General features: G+C 75.2%; 20 protein-coding genes. 10 read left to right on the top strand and 10 right to left on the bottom strand.

The features are described 5' to 3' along the window. The first annotated feature begins 46 nt into the window (after positions 1 to 46). The 5 genes from VER05_RS00360 (at position 47) to VER05_RS00340 (ending at position 3815) form a co-directional block, all read left to right on the top strand. On the top strand, positions 47 to 1252 hold the full coding sequence (locus tag VER05_RS00360) for an OmpA family protein (protein WP_324843422.1): 1206 nt from the start codon (positions 47 to 49) through the stop codon (positions 1250 to 1252). Beyond that, positions 1249 to 1797, top strand: coding sequence for a DUF3060 domain-containing protein (locus tag VER05_RS00355; protein WP_324843421.1), 549 nt, complete (start codon positions 1249 to 1251; stop codon positions 1795 to 1797). Before VER05_RS00360 ends, VER05_RS00355 begins: the two co-directional genes overlap by 4 nt. Positions 1798 to 1870: 73 nt before the next feature. After that, positions 1871 to 2155, top strand: a complete 285-nt coding sequence (locus tag VER05_RS00350) for a DUF4190 domain-containing protein (RefSeq protein ID WP_324843420.1) — start codon at positions 1871 to 1873, stop codon at positions 2153 to 2155. After that, on the top strand, positions 2152 to 2877 hold the full coding sequence (locus VER05_RS00345) for a response regulator transcription factor (RefSeq protein ID WP_324843419.1): 726 nt from the start codon (positions 2152 to 2154) through the stop codon (positions 2875 to 2877). Before VER05_RS00350 ends, VER05_RS00345 begins: the two co-directional genes overlap by 4 nt. A 23-nt stretch (positions 2878 to 2900) precedes the next feature. After that, entirely contained in the window at positions 2901 to 3815 is a 915-nt protein-coding gene (locus VER05_RS00340; protein ID WP_324843418.1) for a sensor histidine kinase, read from the top strand. A gap of 27 nt (positions 3816 to 3842) precedes the next feature. Here VER05_RS00340 and VER05_RS00335 read toward each other — a convergent pair whose 3' ends face one another. Further along, positions 3843 to 4019, bottom strand: a complete 177-nt coding sequence (locus VER05_RS00335; protein WP_324843417.1) for a hypothetical protein — start codon at positions 4017 to 4019, stop codon at positions 3843 to 3845. A 182-nt stretch (positions 4020 to 4201) separates the two neighbouring features. Here VER05_RS00335 and bsh point away from each other — a divergent pair, with 182 nt between their 5' ends. Together bsh and VER05_RS00325 are read left to right on the top strand one after the other, a co-directional pair. Then, on the top strand, positions 4202 to 5149 hold the full coding sequence (gene bsh, locus VER05_RS00330; RefSeq protein ID WP_324843416.1) for a choloylglycine hydrolase: 948 nt from the start codon (positions 4202 to 4204) through the stop codon (positions 5147 to 5149). A gap of 70 nt (positions 5150 to 5219) precedes the next feature. Further along, positions 5220 to 6695, top strand: a complete 1476-nt coding sequence (locus VER05_RS00325) for a DUF4041 domain-containing protein (RefSeq protein ID WP_324843415.1) — start codon at positions 5220 to 5222, stop codon at positions 6693 to 6695. Between the two features lie 99 nt (positions 6696 to 6794). Here VER05_RS00325 and VER05_RS00320 read toward each other — a convergent pair whose 3' ends face one another. From VER05_RS00320 to VER05_RS00290, 7 genes are all read right to left on the bottom strand, one after another. After that, a complete protein-coding gene (locus tag VER05_RS00320; RefSeq protein WP_324843414.1) occupies positions 6795 to 7586 on the bottom strand; it encodes a hypothetical protein in 792 nt (263 codons plus the stop codon). Beyond that, positions 7583 to 8230 carry a hypothetical protein gene (locus VER05_RS00315; protein ID WP_324843413.1) on the bottom strand — a complete coding sequence of 216 codons (648 nt, stop codon included), beginning with the start codon at positions 8228 to 8230 and terminating at the stop codon, positions 7583 to 7585. The genes VER05_RS00320 and VER05_RS00315 overlap by 4 nt, the downstream gene beginning before the upstream one ends. Positions 8231 to 8300: 70 nt before the next feature. Continuing rightward, positions 8301 to 9242, bottom strand: coding sequence for a siderophore-interacting protein (locus VER05_RS00310; protein ID WP_324843412.1), 942 nt, complete (start codon positions 9240 to 9242; stop codon positions 8301 to 8303). A gap of 102 nt (positions 9243 to 9344) precedes the next feature. Then, complete coding sequence (locus tag VER05_RS00305; protein ID WP_324843411.1) at positions 9345 to 10475, bottom strand: VIT1/CCC1 family protein; 1131 nt, start codon at positions 10473 to 10475, stop codon at positions 9345 to 9347. 161 nt (positions 10476 to 10636) lie between these two features. Continuing rightward, positions 10637 to 11002 carry a hypothetical protein gene (locus VER05_RS00300; RefSeq protein WP_324843410.1) on the bottom strand — a complete coding sequence of 122 codons (366 nt, stop codon included), beginning with the start codon at positions 11000 to 11002 and terminating at the stop codon, positions 10637 to 10639. A gap of 61 nt (positions 11003 to 11063) precedes the next feature. Beyond that, complete coding sequence (locus VER05_RS00295) at positions 11064 to 12074, bottom strand: TIGR03557 family F420-dependent LLM class oxidoreductase (RefSeq protein WP_324843409.1); 1011 nt, start codon at positions 12072 to 12074, stop codon at positions 11064 to 11066. 149 nt (positions 12075 to 12223) lie between these two features. Continuing rightward, a complete protein-coding gene (locus VER05_RS00290; RefSeq protein ID WP_324843408.1) occupies positions 12224 to 13087 on the bottom strand; it encodes an SDR family oxidoreductase in 864 nt (287 codons plus the stop codon). A gap of 119 nt (positions 13088 to 13206) precedes the next feature. On the opposite strand from VER05_RS00290, the gene VER05_RS00285 reads away from it, so the two are divergent. From VER05_RS00285 to VER05_RS00275, 3 genes are all read left to right on the top strand, one after another. Next, positions 13207 to 13602, top strand: a complete 396-nt coding sequence (locus VER05_RS00285) for a helix-turn-helix domain-containing protein (protein ID WP_324843407.1) — start codon at positions 13207 to 13209, stop codon at positions 13600 to 13602. 95 nt (positions 13603 to 13697) lie between these two features. Then, positions 13698 to 14627 (top strand): FKBP-type peptidyl-prolyl cis-trans isomerase, encoded by a 930-nt coding sequence (locus tag VER05_RS00280; protein WP_324843406.1) that lies wholly within the window; start codon positions 13698 to 13700, stop codon positions 14625 to 14627. A gap of 123 nt (positions 14628 to 14750) precedes the next feature. Further along, complete coding sequence (locus tag VER05_RS00275) at positions 14751 to 16832, top strand: elongation factor G (RefSeq protein WP_324843405.1); 2082 nt, start codon at positions 14751 to 14753, stop codon at positions 16830 to 16832. A 22-nt stretch (positions 16833 to 16854) separates the two neighbouring features. On the opposite strand, the gene VER05_RS00270 is transcribed toward VER05_RS00275, so the two are convergent. After that, complete coding sequence (locus VER05_RS00270) at positions 16855 to 17265, bottom strand: MerR family transcriptional regulator (RefSeq protein WP_324843404.1); 411 nt, start codon at positions 17263 to 17265, stop codon at positions 16855 to 16857. A 19-nt stretch (positions 17266 to 17284) separates the two neighbouring features. Next, on the bottom strand, positions 17285 to 18223 hold the full coding sequence (locus VER05_RS00265) for an aldo/keto reductase (protein WP_414647524.1): 939 nt from the start codon (positions 18221 to 18223) through the stop codon (positions 17285 to 17287). Positions 18224 to 18357 lie beyond the last annotated feature (134 nt).

Here is an 18357-nt window from a genome sequence, read left to right as displayed (position 1 = left end):
ACAGACCGGCGACCCGCCGCGACGCGCGCTCCCCTACGGTGCTGCCATGCCGCTTCAGCCGCGAGGCCGCCACGCCCTGCTCACCGCCGCCGCCCTGGTCGTCCTGACCGGCTGCGGCACCGACGCGCCGGAGACCGCCGGGGAGCGGGAGCGCCCCGCCGCCTCGCCCGCCGCGACCACCCGCGCCCCCGCGCCCACGCCCGCGCTCCCCGCGGTCGCCGGGTACGAGCCGGGAGAGATCCCGCCCGTCCCGCTCGTCGTGCTGCCGGACCTGTCGATGCTCGACGCCTCGCTCGCCGGGTTCGCGCTCGGCGTCGACGCGGCCGTCGGCGACATCCCCGGCGTGACGGTGACGCCGACGCGCTGCGACGCGAGCGGCGCCGTCGAGGTCGGGCGCGGTGCGCTGCTGGCCTACGGCGACGGGTCGGGCGTGTTCACCGCGCCGGACGGGTCGGTGGTGAACTACGGCGACGGCTCGGGCACCTACGTGCTGAACGGCACCACCGTCACCGTCTACGGCGACGGCTCGGGCACCTACGCCGCCGACGGGGTGTCGGTCGTGAGCTACGGCGACGGGTCGGGGGTGTACGACGACGGCACGACGCGCGTGTACGTGCACACCGACGGCGGCGGGGGCTGGTCCCGCGGCGACCGGTCGGTGGTGAACTACGGGGACGGGTCCGGCGTCGCGTCCGACGGGGACACCCGGATCGTCAACTACGGCGACGGCTCCGGGATGTACTCCGACGGCACGCTGACGGTGCAGAACTTCGGCGACGGCACCGGGACGGTGGACGGCGTGCCGGTCGAGGTCGACCCGCTGCCGCGCGTGCCCCGGCTCGGCGCGTTCCCGTCGATGGGCACGATCGCCCCGGTGCCCTCGTGCGGCGCCACGCTCACCCTGGACGCCGGGGTGCTGTTCGACTTCGGGTCCGCGGAGCTCCGGCCCGACGCCGAGGACGCGCTCGACGCGCTGGCCGCGGCCCTCGCGACCGTCGCGGCGCCGGCCGGGTCGGTCGAGGGGCACACCGACTCCGTCTCGTCGGCCGAGTTCAACCAGCGGCTGTCCGAGTACCGCGCGCGGGCGGTGGCCGACCACCTCGCCCGCAGCGGCGTCGGCACCGCGTTCGACGTCGTCGGGCACGGCGAGGACCTCCCCGTCGCGCCGAACGAGGTCGACGGGCAGGACAACCCGGCGGGCCGGCAGCTGAACCGGCGCGTGGAGATCCTGCTGCCCGGGGTGGCGTCGTGAGGCGCCGCCCGGCCCTGGCGGTCCTCGCGGGCGTCGTCGCCCTCGGCCTGGCGGGGTGCAGCGTCGAGGTGGTCGACGCGGACGCGACGCCGGCGCCGCCGCGCGCGACGTCCGACGGGACGCCGGACGCGGCCGGGACGGAGCCGGCGGCCGGGGCGAGCCCGTCGGGCGGCACGAAGACCCGGGGCCCCGCGACCGGCGACGGCCCGGGCGGCACCGCGCTCCCCGGGCGCGCCGCGCTCCTCCCCTTCACCACCGCCCAGGTCACCTGCGCGGGCGGCGACGCGGCCGTGAGCCGGGCGGGGGCGGCAGTCGAGGTCACGGACGACTGCGACACCCTCACGGTCGGCGGCGCGGCCGCGGTGGTCGTGGCCGGCGACGTCGGGCACCTGGTGGTCTCCGGCGCGGGGGCGCAGGTCGCCCTCCGCAGCGTCACCACCGTGACCGTCGAGGCCTCCGCCGTCACCGTGACCTGGGAGGAGGGCACCCCGGCGGTGTCCGGCGACACCCCGGGCAGCGCGACCGGCGCGGTGGCCCCGGGATGACCCGCGCCGCCCGGGCCACCCGTCCCCACCCGCCCCGTCCCCGCCCGACCAGCGCCGACGCCAGGAGCCCCCGATGAGCACCCCGCAGCCGTACCAGCCCGCGCCGCAGCCGTACCCGCAGGTCGTCGTCCGGCCGACCAACGCCCTCGCCGTCGTCACCCTCGTGCTCGGCCTGCTGGGGTTCGCCGTCGTCCCCGTCGTCACCGGGCACGTCGCGCTGCGCCAGATCCGGACGCGCGGCGAGGGCGGCACCGCGTGCGCGGTCATCGGCCTGGTCCTCGGCTACCTCGCGCTCGCGACCTACCTGGTCGTCGCGCTCGTCGTCACCGGCTTCCTCGTCTGGGGCGGGACGCGGTGACCGCGGGCGCGCCGCGCGTCCTGCTGGTCGACGACGAGGAGGCGATCCGCGACGGCCTCGCGTCGTTCCTCACCCGCAGCGGGCTGGAGGTCGAGACCGCCGCCGACGGCGAGGCCGCCCTCGCGGTGCACGCGCGGTGGCGCCCCGACATCCTGGTGTGCGACGTGCTCATGCCGCGGCTCGACGGCCGGTCGGTGGTCCGCCGGCTGCGCGCGGCCGGCGACTGGACGCCCGTGGTCCTGCTGACCCAGGTCGGCGAGTCCTCCGAGCGGTCCGCGGCGCTCGACGAGGGCGCCGACGACTACCTGAACAAGCCGTTCGACCCCCAGGAGCTGCACGCCCGGGTCCGCGCCGTCCTCCGCCGGGCGGTCCCGGGTCAGCCGTCCCTGGCCTCGGCGGAGCGGCTGGTCAGCGGCGACCTGGTCCTGGACCGGACCGCGCGGCGGGTGTGGGTCGCCGGCCGGGAGGTCACGCTCACCCCCAAGGCGTCGCTGCTGCTCGACTACCTGATGACGCACCCCGACGAGCTGCACACCCGCGAGCGGCTGCTCCAGGCGCTGTGGGGGTTCGAGCTCGCCGTCAGCAGCCGCGCGGTGGACCACCGGGTGGCGGAGATCCGCCGCGTCCTCGGCGACGACGCGGCCGCGCCGCGGTACGTCGAGACGGTGCCGGCGGGCGGCTACCGGTTCTGCGGCGCCGTGCAGCGCGGGACCCGGCCGTGAGGGGCCGGGCTCGGCTCGCGCTGATGCTGGCGCTGGTCCCCGCCGCCCTGGGGCTGCTCGGGGCGGGCGTCGCGCTCGCGTCGGGCCGCTCGCTCCGCGTGGTGGTCGGCACGCCGCTGCCGGTCGCGCTCGCCGTGCCGGGCCTGCTGCTGACCGCCGTCGTCCTGCTGGCGCTGGCCGTCGCGCGGGACCGGCGCCGCGCCGTGGCCGCCGCCGCGGAGGCGGCCGAGCGCGCGGGGCGCGAGGAGGAGCGCGCCGCGCACCGCCGGTTCCTGCTCCGCCTGGACCACGAGATGAAGAACCCGGTGACCGCCCTGCGCGCCGCCCTGCCGGGCGTCGTCCCGGACCCCGCCGCGCTCGACCCGGCCGCCGCCCGCGCCCACGACACCCTCCGGCAGCAGACCGCCCGGCTGTCCGCGCTCGTCGCCGAGCTGCGCAAGATCGCCGAGCTGGAGACCCGCCCGCTGGAGCGCGAGGACGTCGACCTCGCCCAGGTGGTGCAGGACGCGGCGGCCGACCTGACGGACCAGGCCGCCGCGGCGGGCGTCCCGCGCGCCATCACCGTGCAGCTGCCGCAGGCGCCCTGGCCGCTGCCGCACGTCCGCGGCGACGTCGACCTGCTCTACCTGGCGGTCTACAACCTGCTCGCGAACGCGCTGAAGTTCTCGCCGGCCGGCTCGACGGTCGAGGTCCGCGGGCGGGACGACGACGGGGTCGTGGAGGTCGAGGTCGCCGACTCCGGCACCGGCATCCCCGCGCACGAGCTCGACACGGTCTTCGACGAGCTCGCGCGCGGCGAGCAGGCCCGGGGCACCCCGGGGTCGGGGCTCGGGCTGGCGCTGGTGCGCGTCGTCGCGGAGCGGCACGGCGGGTCGGTGGACCTGCGGTCGCGGCCGGGGCAGGGCACGAGCGCGCGGCTGCGGGTGCCGGCGGCGTGATCGCGCGGGGTGGCCGCGCCGGGCGGGTCAGCGCTCGCGCCTCGGTGCGGTGATCGCGGTGTACGCGTGGGCGACCGCCACCGCCGTCGCGAGCACCGCCATCACGAGGTCGAGCGTCCCGCCGCGCAGCACGAACGTCACCGCCAGGCACGCGAACACGACGGCGCCGATCGCGCCGAGCAGCCGCTGGTGCTTCCGTCTCACGGGACCACTGTGGCCCTCCGCGCCCGTCGGCGCAGCCGCCCAGATGCCGTGGGCGCCGTCCCGCGGGATGCTCGACGCGCGTCCGGGCGGTACGCAGGGGGCTCGGGCGCCGACGACGAGCGAGCCCGACCGCGGCCGTGAGGCGCTCCGGTCGAGGCACCGCTCCGGCAGGGGGCCACGACATGTGCACAGGAATCCGGTTCTCGGACGGCCAGGGACATCTCTACCTGGCGCGCAATCTCGACTGGACCAGCGGCTACGGCGAACGCGTGGTGGTGACGCCGACGGGGTACCGCCCGCGGTCGCCGTTCGGCGCCGTCGCGGAGGTCCGCCACGCGGTCATCGGCATGGGGATCGTGGAGGCGGGCACGCCGCTGTACTTCGACTGCGGCAACGCCGCCGGGCTGGCCGTCGCGGGCCTCAACTTCCCGGGGTACGCGCAGTACGCGCCGGGACCGGTCGAGGGCGCGACGAACGTCGCCGCCTTCGAGGTCCCGTTCTGGGTGGCCGCGCAGTTCTCCACGGTCGACGAGGTCGAGGCGGCGCTCCGCGACGTCGTGATCGTGGACCGGCCGGTCGACGAGCGCTATCCGAGCTCGCTGCTGCACTGGGTCGTCGGGGACGCGGACCGCGCGATCGTCCTCGAGCAGACGGCCGACGGCCTGCGCGTGTTCGACGACGACGTCGACGTCCTGGCGAACCAGCCGGGCTTCGGCTGGCACCACGAGAACCTGCGGAACTACCTGAACGTCTCGCCCGAGTTCCCCGACGAGACGGTGCTCGGGCGGGCGAAGCTGGCCCCGTTCGGCTCGGGGTCGCACATGCGCGGGGTCCCGGGCGACTACTCCTCGCCGTCGCGGTTCGTCCGGGCGGCCTACGTGAACGCGCACTACCCGGAGAAGGCCACGGAGGAGGAGAACGTCAGTCGCGCGTTCCACACGCTGCAGCAGGTGGCGATGGTGGACGGCTGCGCGGCCATGGCGTCCGGCGAGTTCGAGAAGACGATCTACACCGGGCTGTTCTCGTCGCGGACCTCGACGTACTACTGGAGCACGTACGACGACCCGGCGATCCGCGGCGTGGCTCTGGGCGACCAGCCGACCGACGGCGCGGAGCTGGTGGCGGTGTAGGGCCGCACGGCCCCCTCGGCGTGGTTGTCACTCATCTGCGGCGTCCCGTCCGGGAACGGCCCTGCTCGCGGTGTCGGGCCCGCTACGTTGCCTGCGTTCGACGCCACCGAGCTGGTACCCCGACCCGCAGGACCCGGCCGTCGTCCGATGGTGGGACGGCTATCGGTGGACCGAGCACACGCGCCCGGTCCAGCAGCTGCCGGCTGCGCCCACCGCGGCCCCCGGTGCCGTGCCACCGGTTCCGGCGCAGACGGCCGGTCTGGGGCCAGCCCCCGACGTCGAGGCCGCGCCGCGCAAGATCGGACTCTTCGGAGCGCGAGCAGCGGCGAGGGACCTCACCCGCGAGAACGACGAGCTCCGCCGCACCTTGCAGCAGACCGGGTCGCTGGACCTCGCCCAGATCCGCCTCCAGCTCTCCGCGGCCCGCGACGAGCTCGACGCCGTCGCCGCGCAGGTCGAGGCGGCACGCCGGGAGGTCGCCACGCTGCGAGCGCAGACCATCGACGTCCGCAACGCCATCGACGTCACCGAGTTCGGGCTCTACGACTTCCCGCACCCCGCTGAGGACTCCGCGCACCTCGCTGCCGAGCTGTCCGCGATCCGTACCCAGATCAAGAGCTGCATGGCTGCCAAGCGAGCGACGACCGCCGCGCCGAACTTCACGTTCAACAACTCGGCCGCCAAAGGCCGGGCGTTCGTCAACGACATGTCGAAGATGCTCCTGGCGGCGTACAACGCCGAGGCGGAGAACGCGATCAAGACCGCCCGTGCCGGCGGCCTGTCCACGGCGCAGGCACGGCTGGAGAAGTCGGCGGAACGGGTCGCGAAGAACGGGAAGATGATCGCCCTGGCGATCACCAGGGAGTACCACCAGCTGCGGATGCGCGAGCTCGAGCTGGCCGTCCGGCACCTCGCGGCGGTCCAGGCGGTGAAGGAGGCCGAACGCGCTCACCGCGAGGAGCTCCGTGAGGCCAAGCGCGCCGAGGACGAGCTGCGGCGCGAGCGCGAGAAGCTGGACAAGGAACGCGACCACTACGCCAACGCTCTGGCGGCGCTCGAGGCCCGCGGTGACGAGCGGGGCGCTGCGGAGCTCCGCGCCAAGCTCGCGGAGCTCGACCAGTCGATCGCCGACGTCGACTACCGGGCCGCGAACGTCCGGGCCGGCTACGTGTACGTGATCTCGAACCAGGGGTCGATGGGCGAGCACGTCGTCAAGATCGGGATGACCCGGCGCCTGGACCCGATGGACCGCGTCAAGGAGCTGTCGGACGCATCCGTCCCGTTCAACTTCGACGTCCACGCACTGTTCTTCTCCGAGGACGCGTACGGCATCGAGGCGATGCTGCACCGCCATTTCGCGGATCGTCGCGTCAATCGGATCAACCTGCGTCGCGAGTTCTTCTACGCCACGCCCGACCAGGTCCTGGAAGCGCTCCGCGAGCACAAGATCGCGGTCGTCGAGTACCGCACCGATGCGGAAGCCCCGGAGTTCCGTGCCTCGCAGGCGATGCGCGACCAGGCACCCGCCTCGATCGGCACCGCCTGAGAGAGAGGAAGTCGAGCACCGCTCTGCTCCGCGGCCACCGCTCACGACATCGAGTGAGACCCCACTCGACCACCGGTGACGCTCGTGGTGCCTGCGCTGCTAGGCGACGAGCAGTCGCAGCGCGGCCTGCCCGTCGGCTGCCCTCCCGCCGAGCAGCCGCCACTGCGGCGCGTCATCCGGCAGGTTCCGCTGCAGCGTCTGCATCCGGGAGAGGTCCGATCCGGTGTACTGCTCGCGGGCGGCAAGCGGACTGTCCAGGCAGGCCAGCAGGATCGCCGCGTCCTGCAGATGTCGCTGCGGGTCGCGCGAGTCGGTTCGGAACGCCGCTGCCTTGAGGACCAGCGCCCCGAACACTGAGGGGGTGCTGATCGTGGTGAGGTGCGCCTCGCGGATCGCGAGCGTCGCCAGCACGGTCCGGCGCAGAGCCTGCGTACCGCCCTCGATCGCGACCATGTCCTTGCCCCGCAACGTCCCGACGACGCTCGGCGCCGGATGGTCGGCGATCAGCACGTCGACCACCCCGGGCTCGACGACCGACGTCTCCCTGTGCGCGGTCACCAGGTCGACGAGCTGTCCGGCGCGCTTGAACCGGTGCGCGGTCCTCTCTCGCGGGTCGAGCGGGAGCACGAGCTCGTAGCCGATCCCCTCGAGGGCCGCTGCGGCCCTCGCCGGCAAGCCACGGGTCGTCTCGATGTGCAGCACGATGTCGACGTCGTCCGTGGGTCGCACGGTGTAGATGCCGTTCCTCGCCGCATGGAGCTGCGTCATGAGCCCACCGACGAGGGTCCACTTGTCGTGCGGGAGGACCGACTCGATCTCGGCGACGTTCGGCCAAGGCGGTCCCCAGCCTCCCGGTGGTGTCATCACGCCCAGGGTGAGCCGATCGGTCACGGGCGCCGCCTCGCCAGCGCCTCCCGCAGGTAGGTGAGGGCGACGTACCGCTCACGGGTGTCGAGGGAGGCTGCGAGGTCGAGCGCGGCCAGCACGTCGGTCGCGACGAGGGTCTCGATCGCGTCGATCTCCACGGCGGTGGCACGCAGCGTGAGGTTGCCGTCCGGGTCCTCCTTCAGGGCGTTGTCGCGGACGATCCGGTCGAGGGAGGCTGCGGCGAGATAGCCGTCCGTGCTGCCGTCCATGGTCGCCGCGAGCCCCAGTGCTTCGCGTGGAGGACGAGCGATCTGCGCGCCGATGCGGGGCAGCACCGAGCGGTGAGCGCTGTAGTGGACGACGGTCGCGCGATCCCGGGCGCGCTCGACGAGCTGCTCCGGGGTCACGTCACGCAGGCGGCGTCGCAGGCGAGCGGTCTGGTCGCGCCCGAGCCACGGAGCGTCCAGGCCTGCGAGCAGGGCGACGGCGGCCCACGCCGTCTCGGGCGCCCATGCCTTGGTGCCGCTGCGGTCGATGGCTGCGTAATGATCGACGGACGTGGCGTCGAGCACGCCGCGGGCCGCTTCTTTGATCGCACCGGCCACGACCAGCTTGCGGACCTGGCGGGTGGACAGCCCGAGGCGCTGCGCTGCGTCTCCCGTGCTCACGATCCCACTCATGACAAGTAAGTTCCCAAAACCGAACCTACTTGTCTAGGTCTCGTGCGAGGTGGGGCCCTCAGTTCCCTTCGGCCCGCCCCTCGCGCCAGTACCCCATGAACGCCACGGCCTTCCGGTCCACCCCGCACGTGCCGACGAGGTGCCGGCGCAGCGTCTTGATCGCCCCAGCCTCCCCCGCGAGCCACGCGTACAGCGCGGCGGACTGCCGGTACGGCTCGCCGGTCGACCAGTCGACGGGCACCTCCCACAGGATGCCGGAGTCGATGTCGACGTCCTCGAGCTCCATGCCCTCGGGCAGCGGGGCGTCGTGCGGCATGAGCCGCTTGCAGGCGGCCTGCACGGCCGGCACCAGCAGCGAGCCGTGCGCGGCGCCGTCGCGCGGCAGCCAGCGGACGGTCACGCCGGCGGGGGCGTCGACCGGGATCGCGTCGCCCGTGACCGGGACCTCGATGAGCGCCTCGCCGCGGGCGTCGCGGGTCAGCCGCTCCAGGATGCCGGCGATCGCGGGCGCGGCGGTCTCGTCGCCGGCGAGCAGCAGGCGGTCCGCGTGCGCCGGCGGGACGAAGTCGATGCCGCCCGACGGGCCCTCGTGCTCGCGGTTCGGGCCGAGGATGACGAGCGAGTCGCCGACCTGGGCGCAGCCGGCCCACGCGGACGCCGGGCCGGCGTCGCCGTGCAGCACCATGTCGACGTCGAGCTCGCGCAGGTCGTTCCGGGCCGTCCGCGCCGTGTAGGTGCGGATCGGGTGCCGGAGCTCGTCCGGGAGCTCGCGCCACTGCAGGTACCAGGACTCGCCGGTCGGGACGACGTCGTAGCCGCACGGCAGCGGGAGCAGCAGCTTGATCCGCTGGTCGAAGCCGTTGTCGGCGAACTGGTCGAGGTCCTCGCCGGTGAACGTGAACCGGCGGAACGACGGGCTGAGGTCCACGATCCGCGACACCCGGACGTCGAAGAACCGGAACGGCGTGGTGACGGCCGGCGCGGCGGTGGACGCTGTCATGCCGCCACCGTAACCCGAAGGCAAGGCTTACCTCACCCCCTGTGTGACACATCCCACAGGGTGGACATCCCGGGGCGCCGCGGGGCGCGGCGCCCCGGCACGTCAGGCCGCCGACGTCCCGAACGCCAGCCCCAGCAGGTACGTCGCCGCCGCGGCGCCGAACCCGATCGCCAGCTGCCGCAGCGCCCGCTTGGCGGGCGACGACCCCGACAGCACGCCGACCGTGGCCCCGGTGCCGAGCAGCGCGATGCCGACCAGCCCGGAGGCCAGCGCGACGGCGGCCCACCCCTCGAGGCCCATCAGGTACGGCACGACGGGCACGATGGCGCCGCCGGCGAAGAAGCAGAAGGACGCCAGCGCGGCGCCCATCGCGCTGCCGACGGTCTCGTGCTCGTCGACCTCCTCGCCCGCGCTCGCCGCCTCCTGGGCGGGCAGCGCCGCGGACGCCCCGCCGGCGGCCGACAGGTCCGCGAGCACGGTGGCCGCCCGGGCCTGGGCCTCGTCGGCGCCCATGCCGCGGGCCCGGTAGACCAGGGCGAGCTCGTTCGCGTCGAGGTCGAGGTGCGGCAGCGCGTCCCGCGCCTGGGCGCTCGGCCGCGACGCCTCGAGCAGCTCGCGCTGCGACCGCACGGAGACGTACTCGCCGGCACCCATCGACAGCGCGCCCGCGAGCAGGCCGGCGAGCCCGGTCAGCAGGACGGTCGACGTGGCGACGCCGCTCGCGCCGATGCCGAGCACCAGCGCCAGGTTGCTCACCAGGCCGTCGTTCGCGCCGAACACCGCCGCGCGGAAGGTGCCGGACATCCGGCTGCGGCCGCGCATCGCGAGGCTGCGGACCACCTCCTCGTGGATCCGCTCGTCGGCGGCCATCGTGGGCGTGGCGTCGACGTCGTCGCCGTAGGTCGACCGGGCCTCGGCGCGCTGCGCGAGCGCCAGCACGAAGACCCCGCCGAACCGCCGGGCGAGCGCGCCGAGCACGCGGGACCGGACGTCGCCGGGCAGCGGGCGGCCGACCCTGTCGCCCAGCAGGTCGAGCCAGTGCTGCTCGTGCCGCTTCTCCGCGTCGGCGAGCGCGAGCAGGATCGCGCGCTCCTCGCCGGTGCGGCGGGAGGCGAGATCACGGTAGGCGGCGGCCTCGGCGCGCTCGTCGGCGAGGTAGCGGCGCCAGCGGCGGATCTGACGGGCGGTGGGCGCGACGGCGGGGGCCCCGGGGGCCCGGTCGGTGGGTGGCACGGTGCTCCATGGTGGGCGCCCCGGAGCCCGGAGTCACGCGATCCGCGCCGATTCGGGCACCCGAATCGGGGCGTCCGCAGCCCCGGCGAGCGGGGCCGCGGACGCCCCCGCGCGGGGGTGCGGCGAGGGGTCGCGCGCCGCACCGGGGAACCGACCCGCCCTCAGTCCTCCCAGGGCGGGGTCTCGTCGAGCTTCGCGTAGTACTTCGCGAGGTGGCTCTTGACCCGGTCGACGTCCTTCGCCGGCAGGTCGACCCCGCCGCGCGAGCCCTGCATGACGGCCGCCGCGGCGAACACGCCCCGCGGCACCGCGACGAGCTTCCCGCCCACGACGTCGGCGATCAGCAGCTTGTAGGCGGTGAAGTTCTGCTTGGCGTCGGCGTCGTACCAGACGTGCGCGTCGCGGTACTTCGGGTTCGGCTCGTCCTCGGCGTCCGCCCACGCGCGGACGCGCTTCTCGGCGGCGGCGCCGTCCCACGCGCGGTCGCGGTCGGCCAGCGGCAGGTCCTGGAACGCGGTGACGGCCATCGGCCGCACCTCCCTCTCAACTGATCGGGTGAGAAACCTGACGGTTGCGCAAGCGGGGGGTTCAGGAGGACGGCGCGGCGTCCCGGAGCTTCGCCAGCAGCGGCTCGGCGACCTCGTCGAGGAACCGCTGCTGCGCCTGGTCGCCGACCTGGACCAGCGCGATGTCCGTGAACCCGGCCTCCCAGTAGGGCTGGATCTTTGCGACGATCGCGTCCAGGTCGGGCCCGCACGGGATGGTCTCCGCGACGTCGTCCGGCCGCACGTACTGGCTCGCCGCGGCGAACGCCTCGGTCGTCGGCAGGTCGGCGTTCACGCCCCACCCGCCGGCGAACCAGCGGAACTGCTCGTGCGCGCGCTCCTTCGCGGTGGCCGCATCAGGGTCCCACGAGATCGGGATCTGGCCGATCTTGCGCGACGGCGGCGGCGCCTGGCCCCCGATCGCGTCCGCGGCCTGCGCGCGGGCCTCGTCCCAGGACCGCAGCAGGTCCGCCTCGGGGTCCGTCGCCACCAGGTGGTCGGCCAGCGGGGCGAACCGGGACACCGACTGCGCGCCGGACACCGCCACGCCGATCTCGACCGGGGACTCCGGGAGGTCCCAGAGCTGCGCGGAGTCGGTGCGGAAGTGCACGCCGTCGAACGTCAGCCGGTCGCCGTCGAGCAGCGACCGGATGATCTCGATCGCCTCCTCGAGCATGTCGTGCCGCTCGCCGACCGCGGGCCAGCGCTCGCCGACGACGTGCTCGTTGAGGTTCTCGCCCGCGCCGAGGCCGAGGGTGAACCGGCCGTCGGACAGCACGCCGAGGGTGGCGGCCTTCTGCGCGACCACGGCCGGGTGGTACCGGACGGTCGGGCAGGTCACGTAGGTCATCAGGTCGACGCGGGACGTCACCTGCGACACGGCGCCGAGCAGCGACCAGGCGTACGGCGCGTGCCCCTGCTCGTCGAGCCACGGGAAGTAGTGGTCGGAGGAGACCACGAAGTCGAAGCCGGTCTTCTCGGCGTCGGCCGCGTACCCCACGAGCTGCTTGGGCCCGGACTGCTCGGTCATGAGGGTGTACCCGAATCGCGTCATGCGATCGAGCCTCACACCGACCGGCCGCCCCGGCATCCGGAGCGCTCCTCTCCCCAGCCCCCGCCGAGATAGGGCCTGCGCGCCGAGATAGGACCACCTCGGGACCTATCTCGGCGGGGCGGCCCTATCTCGACGAGGAGACCGGGCCGTCAGGCCGCGGCGAGCGCCGCGCGCAGGGCGTCGACCAGCGGCGTGGTCGGGCGGCCGATCAGGCGGGACAGGTCGCCGGAGGTCTCGGCGAGCAGGCCGTCGCGGGTGTTCTCCTCCAGCGCGACGACGAAGCCGACCGTGCCCTCGTCCAGCCCGGCGGCGGCCAGGTCGGCCGCGCGCTGCTCGGACGACACCGCGCGGTAGGTCACCGGGCGGCCCAGCACCTCGGACGCGGCGGCGGCGAGCTCGTCGAAGCCCCAGGCCTCGTCGCCGGACAGCTCGTACACGGCGCCGTCGTGGCCCTCGGTGCGCAGCACGACGGCGGCGGCCGCGGCGAAGTCGTCGCGCGGCGCGGAGGCCACCCGGCCGTCGCCGTAGGCGCCGACGATCTCGCCGGTCTCGGCCGCGCGCTGCACGTCGCCGACGTAGTTCTCGGTGTACCAGCCGTTGCGCAGGATGGTGAAGGTGAGGCCGGAGGCGCGCAGGATCTCCTCGGTGGCCTTGTGCTCGGGCGCCAGCACCAGCGGCGAGGTGTCCGCCTTCGGGGCGGACGTGTAGACGAGGCGGCGGACGCCGGCGGCCTTCGCCGCCTCGATGACCGCGCGGTGCTGCTCGACGCGCTGCCCGACCTCGCTGCCGGACACCAGCAGGACGGTCTCGGCGCCCTCGAGTGCAGCGGCGATCGTCTCCGGCTCGCCGTAGTCGAGGGCCGCGACGCGCACCCCGCGCTCCGCCAGGTCGGCGAGCGTCTCCGTGCGGCGGCCGGCGGCCACGACCTGGTCGGCCGGCACGCCGTCCGCGAGCAGGTGGGTGACGACGAGGCGGCCGAGGTGGCCCGTGGCGCCGGTGACGACGATCGACATGAGGTTCCTCCGAGGTAGGGCGGTGGCCGGCCGCCTGACGCGTCCGGCACCTCCCGCAACCGCGGTCGCCCGCCCACCCTTCCCGATCGCCGGTACCCACTTTCGCGTAAGGTACTGGCATGGCGGTAAGCATCGAGGACACGGCCCCGACCACCCCCGGATCGGTCCTGGGCGACCTGCTCACCGACGGCGTGCTGGCCTCCGCGTGCCCGAGCCGGGTGGTGCTCGACCACGTCACCAGCAAGTGGGGCGTCCTCGTCCTGGTCGCCCTGTCCGAGCGGACGCTGCGCTGGGGCGAGCTGCGCCGCCTGGTCGAGGGCATCAGCGAGAAGATGCTCGCCTCGACGCTCCGCACGCTGGAGGCCGACGGCCTGGTGCTCCGCGAGGCCACCCCGTCCATCCCGCCCCGGGTCGACTACTCGCTCACGCCGCTCGGCCGGGACCTGGCGGACCACCTGCTCCCGCTGATGGGCTGGATCGTGCGGCACGCGGACGCGATGGTCGCCCGGCCCTGACGCAGGCCGCCCGCGACCCCGGCCCCAGGGGTGTCCCAGCCAGGGCGCCTACGATGGCCCACCGCAACCCCCGCACCCGACCGAAGGACGAGCACGTGCGCCGTACGGCCGCCACCCTCCTCGCCGCGTCCCTGCTGCTGCTCGCCGCGTGCAGCGACGGGGGCTCCGACGACTCCGCCTCCCCCAGCTCCTCCGCGACCGCCACGGCCGCGGCCACGGCGTCCGCCGAGGACGTCGCCGCCCTCGAGGCCGTGACCCTCACCGGCGACGCCGGCCAGGAGCCCACCTTCGACTTCGAGCAGCCGTTCACGGTCTCGGCGCCGGTCGCGCGGGTCGTCACCCCCGGCACGGGCGACCCCGTGGCCGAGGGCGACCTGGTCACCGTCAACATCGCCGCGGTGAGCGGCGAGGACGGCAGCACCCTGGGCGGCACCTACGGCGCCGAGCCGCAGGACTACCTCGCGACCAGCGACAACCTGCCGCAGGCGCTGCTCGACGAGCTCGTCGGCCAGCAGGTCGGCGCCCGCGTCCTGTTCGCGAACCCGGCCAACGGCACGACGTCGCTGCTCGCCGTCGAGATCGCCGGCACCCAGGCGGTCCCGACCCGCGCCGAGGGCACCGCGGTGACCCCGCTGCCCGAGGGCCTGCCGACCGTCACCCTCGACGAGGACGGCGCGCCGTCGATCGAGCCGCTCGACACCGACCCGCCGACCGAGCTCGTCGTGCAGCCGCTGATCCAGGGCGCCGGCGCGGCGGTCGAGGCCGGCCAGACCCTGACCGTGCAGTACAGCGGCTGGCTGTGGGACGGCACCTCGTTCGACTCGTCCTGGGACCGCGGCTCGGCCACGACCTTCCCGCTGACGAACGTCATCCAGGGCTGGCAGCAGGGCCTGGTCGGCCAGACCGTCGGCAGCCAGGTGCTGCTGATCGTCCCGCCGGACCTCGGCTACGGCGACCAGGAGTCGGGCAGCATCCCGGCCAACTCGACGCTGATCTTCGTGGTGGACATCCTCGCCGCGTCCTGATCGCACCCGGCGGGGCACGCAGCACAGGGACCTCGGTCGCACCAGCGGCCGAGGTCCCTGTCTTTCCCGCGACCGGCGTGGTTAGCCTGGCCGTCCCGGCACCTGATCCTCGAAGGACGTGCGATGGACGCGGCAACGACGCCGACGGTCCGGAACGTGGCGCTCGTCGGCCACGCCGGATCCGGCAAGACGACACTCGCCGAGGCCCTGCTGCTGCGCGCGGGGGCCGTCCCCCGCGCCGGCCGGGTCGAGGACGGCTCGACGGTCTGCGACCACGAGCCCGAGGAGGTGGCCCGCGGCTCCTCCGTGGCGCTCGGCGTGGCCGACCTCGACTGGACGTGCAGCCAGGGCCGCCCGCACCGGATGACCCTCCTGGACACCCCGGGGGCGCCCGACTTCGCGGGGGCGGTGGACGCGGCCCTCGCGGTCGCGGACCTCGCGGTGGTGGTGGTGAGCGCCGTCGACGGGGTCCAGTCCGGGACGGAGGCGGCGTGGCGGCGGTGCGACGAGGCGGGGATCCCCCGCCTCGTCGTCGTCTCCCAGGAGGACCGCGCCCGCGCCGACTTCCACCGGGTGCTCGACCAGGTCCGCGACCTGGCCGTCCGCACCGGGCACGACGCCGCCGCGGTGCTGCCGCTGGAGCTGCCGCTCGGCGAGGAGCAGGCGCTGCACGGGGTCGCCGACGTGCTGTCCGACCGCGGGTTCGACTACGGCGCCGACGGCCGGCACCGCGACTGCGACCTGCCCGCCGACGTCGCCGAGGAGGAGCACCGGCTGCACGGCGAGGTGACGGAGGAGATCGTCGCCCACGACGACGACCAGCTGGAGCGGTACCTGTCCGGCGACGAGCCCGGCCCCGTCGACCTGGAGCGCACGCTCGCCCGCGAGGTCGCGTCCGGTGGGGCCGTGCCCGTGCTGGTCGCGTCCGCGGCCACCGGGGTCGGCATCGACCGGCTGGCCGATCTGGTGTGCGAGATCGGCCCGGCGCCGGCGGACCGGCCCGCGCGGCTGCGGGTCGGGGGCGGCGGCCCCGACGACGGCGCGGAGACCGATCTGCCCGCGGACCCCGCCGGCGAGACGGTGCTGCACGTGTTCCGCACGGTGGCCGACCCGTTCGTGGGGCAGGTGTCGGTGTTCAAGGTGCTGTCCGGCACGGTGCGCTCCGGGGACCGGCTGGCGACCCCCACCGGCGGCGAGGAGCGGCTGCACGGCCTGTTCCGCCTCCGGGGCCGGGAGCACCTGCCGGTCGACGCGGTCGCCGCCGGCGGGATCGCCGCGGTCGCCAAGCTCGGCTCCGCCCCGACGGGCACGCTGCTCGCCGCGCGCGCCCAGCCGGTCCGCCCCGCGACCCTGCCCGCCCGGCCGCCCGTGATCGGTCTCGCGCTGGTCCCGGTCAGCCAGGCCGACGACGACAAGCTGTCCGGCGCGCTCACCCGGCTCGCCGCCGAGGACCCGACGCTGGTGGTCGAGCGCACCGCGCACCAGGCCGTGCTGCGCGGGCTCGGCGACGCCCACCTCGCGGTCGCGGTCGAGCGGCTGGCCCGGGTGTTCGGCGTGCACGTCACCACCGAGCCGGTGCGGATCGCGTACCGGGAGACGATCGCCCGGGCCGCGGAGGCCGAGGGCCGGCTCAAGAAGCAGTCCGGCGGCCACGGGCAGTTCGCCGTCGTGCAGCTCCGGCTCAGCCCGCTGCCCCCGGGGTCGGGGTTCGCGTTCGTCGACTCCGTGGTCGGCGGCGCGGTGCCGCGGTCCTACCTGGCCGCCGTCGAGCGCGGCGCCGCGGAGGCGCTGGCCGCGGGCGGCCCGCTCGGGCACCCCGTGGTCGACGTCCAGGTCGAGGTGTACGACGGCAAGGCGCACGCCGTCGACTCGTCCGACATGGCGTTCCGCACCGCCACCGCCGCCGGCGTCCGCGCCGCGCTCGCCTCCGCCGGCACCGTGCTGCTGGAGCCGACGCTGCGGGTCACGGTCGTCGTGCCGCCCGAGGCGCAGGGCGACGTGCTCGGCGACCTGTCCGGGCGGCGCGGGCGGATCAGCGCGAGCAGCACCATCGACGACGGTCGGGTGCGGATCGAGGCGGTGGTGCCGGAGGCCGAGGTCGTCCGGTACGCGCTCGACCTGCGCGCCCTGACCGGCGGGCGGGGCGAGGTGGTGCTCGCGCCCGGGGACTACGAGGTCCGGCCGGGGCACCTGGCGCCGGTGTGAGGCGGCGCGCCGGGGCACGCGGTCAGCCCACCGCCGCCTCCGGCACCGGCGCCCCCGACCCGAGCCGCCCCGCGTAGACGTCGATCTTCATCTCGATCGCCGCCAGGTGCTCGGTCACCTCCGCCAGCTGCGCCCGCACGGCGTCCCGGTGCGCCTGCAGCAGCGCCATCCGCTGCGGCTCCGTGCCCTCGCCCTGCCGGACCAGCTCGGCGTACTCCCGGATCTCCCGGATCGGCATGCCGGTCGCGCGCAGCCGGGTCAGCAGGTGGATCCAGCCGAGGTCGCGCTCGGTGTACCGGCGGTGCCCCGAGGACGCGCGCTCGACTGCGTCGAGCAGCAGCCCGTCGCGCTCGTAGTACCGGAGCGTGTGCGGCGTCAGCCCGGTCGCCGCGGCGGCCTCGGCGATGGTGAGGGTGCGGCTGTCCTCGGTCACGCCCCTCAGCATGCGCCGCTCACCGCCCGATGGTCGACATGTCGGGGTACCGGTCGCCGACGACGTCCTGCGGCCGGACGGCGTCCGCGAGCGCCGCGAGGTCCTCGGCGGTGAGCCGCACGTCCGCCGCGCCGACGTTCTGCTCGAGGTAGCGGACCCGGCGGGTGCCCGGGATCGGCACGACGTCCTCGCCCTGGGCCAGCACCCAGGCGAGCGCGAGCTGCGCCGCCGTGACGCCGCGCTCGGCCGCGAGCGCCTGCACCCGCTCGACCAGCGCGCGGTTGGCGTCGAAGGCCTCCCCGGCGAACCGCGGGTTGGCCCGGCGGAAGTCGTCGGCCGCGAGGTCCGAGGCCGCGGTGATCGCGCCGGTGAGCATGCCGCGGCCGAGCGGCGAGTACGGCACCAGGCCGATGCCGAGCTCGCGCAGCGTGGGCAGCACCTCGGCCTCGACGTCCCGGGTCCACAGCGAGTACTCGGTCTGCACCGCGGTGATCGGGTGCACGGCGTGCGCGCGGCGGATCGTGGCCGGGCCGGCCTCGGACAGCCCGAGGTGCCGCACCTTGCCCGCCTGCACCGCCTCCGCGAGCGCGCCCACGGTGTCCTCGACGGGGACCGCCGGGTCCATCCGGTGCATGTAGTACAGGTCCACGTGGTCGACGCCGAGCCGCTGCAGGCTGGCGTCCAGCGCCGCCCGGACGTACGCGGGCCGGCCGTCGACGCCGCGGCGGGTCACCGTCGGGTCCGGGTCGCGGACGATGCCGAACTTGGTGGCGAGCACGACCTCGTCGCGGCGGCCGGCGATCGCGCGGCCGACCAGGCGCTCGTTGGTGTGCGGGCCGTAGATGTCGGCCGTGTCCAGCAGCGTGACGCCGAGGTCGAGCGCGCGGTGGATCGTCGCGACCGACTCGCGCTCCTGGTCGGAGCCGGGGGTGGAGGTCGCGCCGTAGAACTCGGACATGCCCATGCAGCCGAGCCCGAGGGCGGAGACGGTGAGCGCGGTGCCGTGCGCGGCGCTGCCGAGGGTGCGGGTCGTGAGGCTTATGGGACAGGACGGTCCTCCTTGGAGCGCGCTCGAAGTCAAGGCGTCGCCCT

Source organism: Cellulomonas sp. (assembly GCF_035634735.1).
Lineage (GTDB): Bacteria > Actinomycetota > Actinomycetes > Actinomycetales > Cellulomonadaceae > Cellulomonas.
Note: the sequence above shows the minus strand (reverse complement) of the source record. Positions and strands in the feature narration are given on the sequence as shown.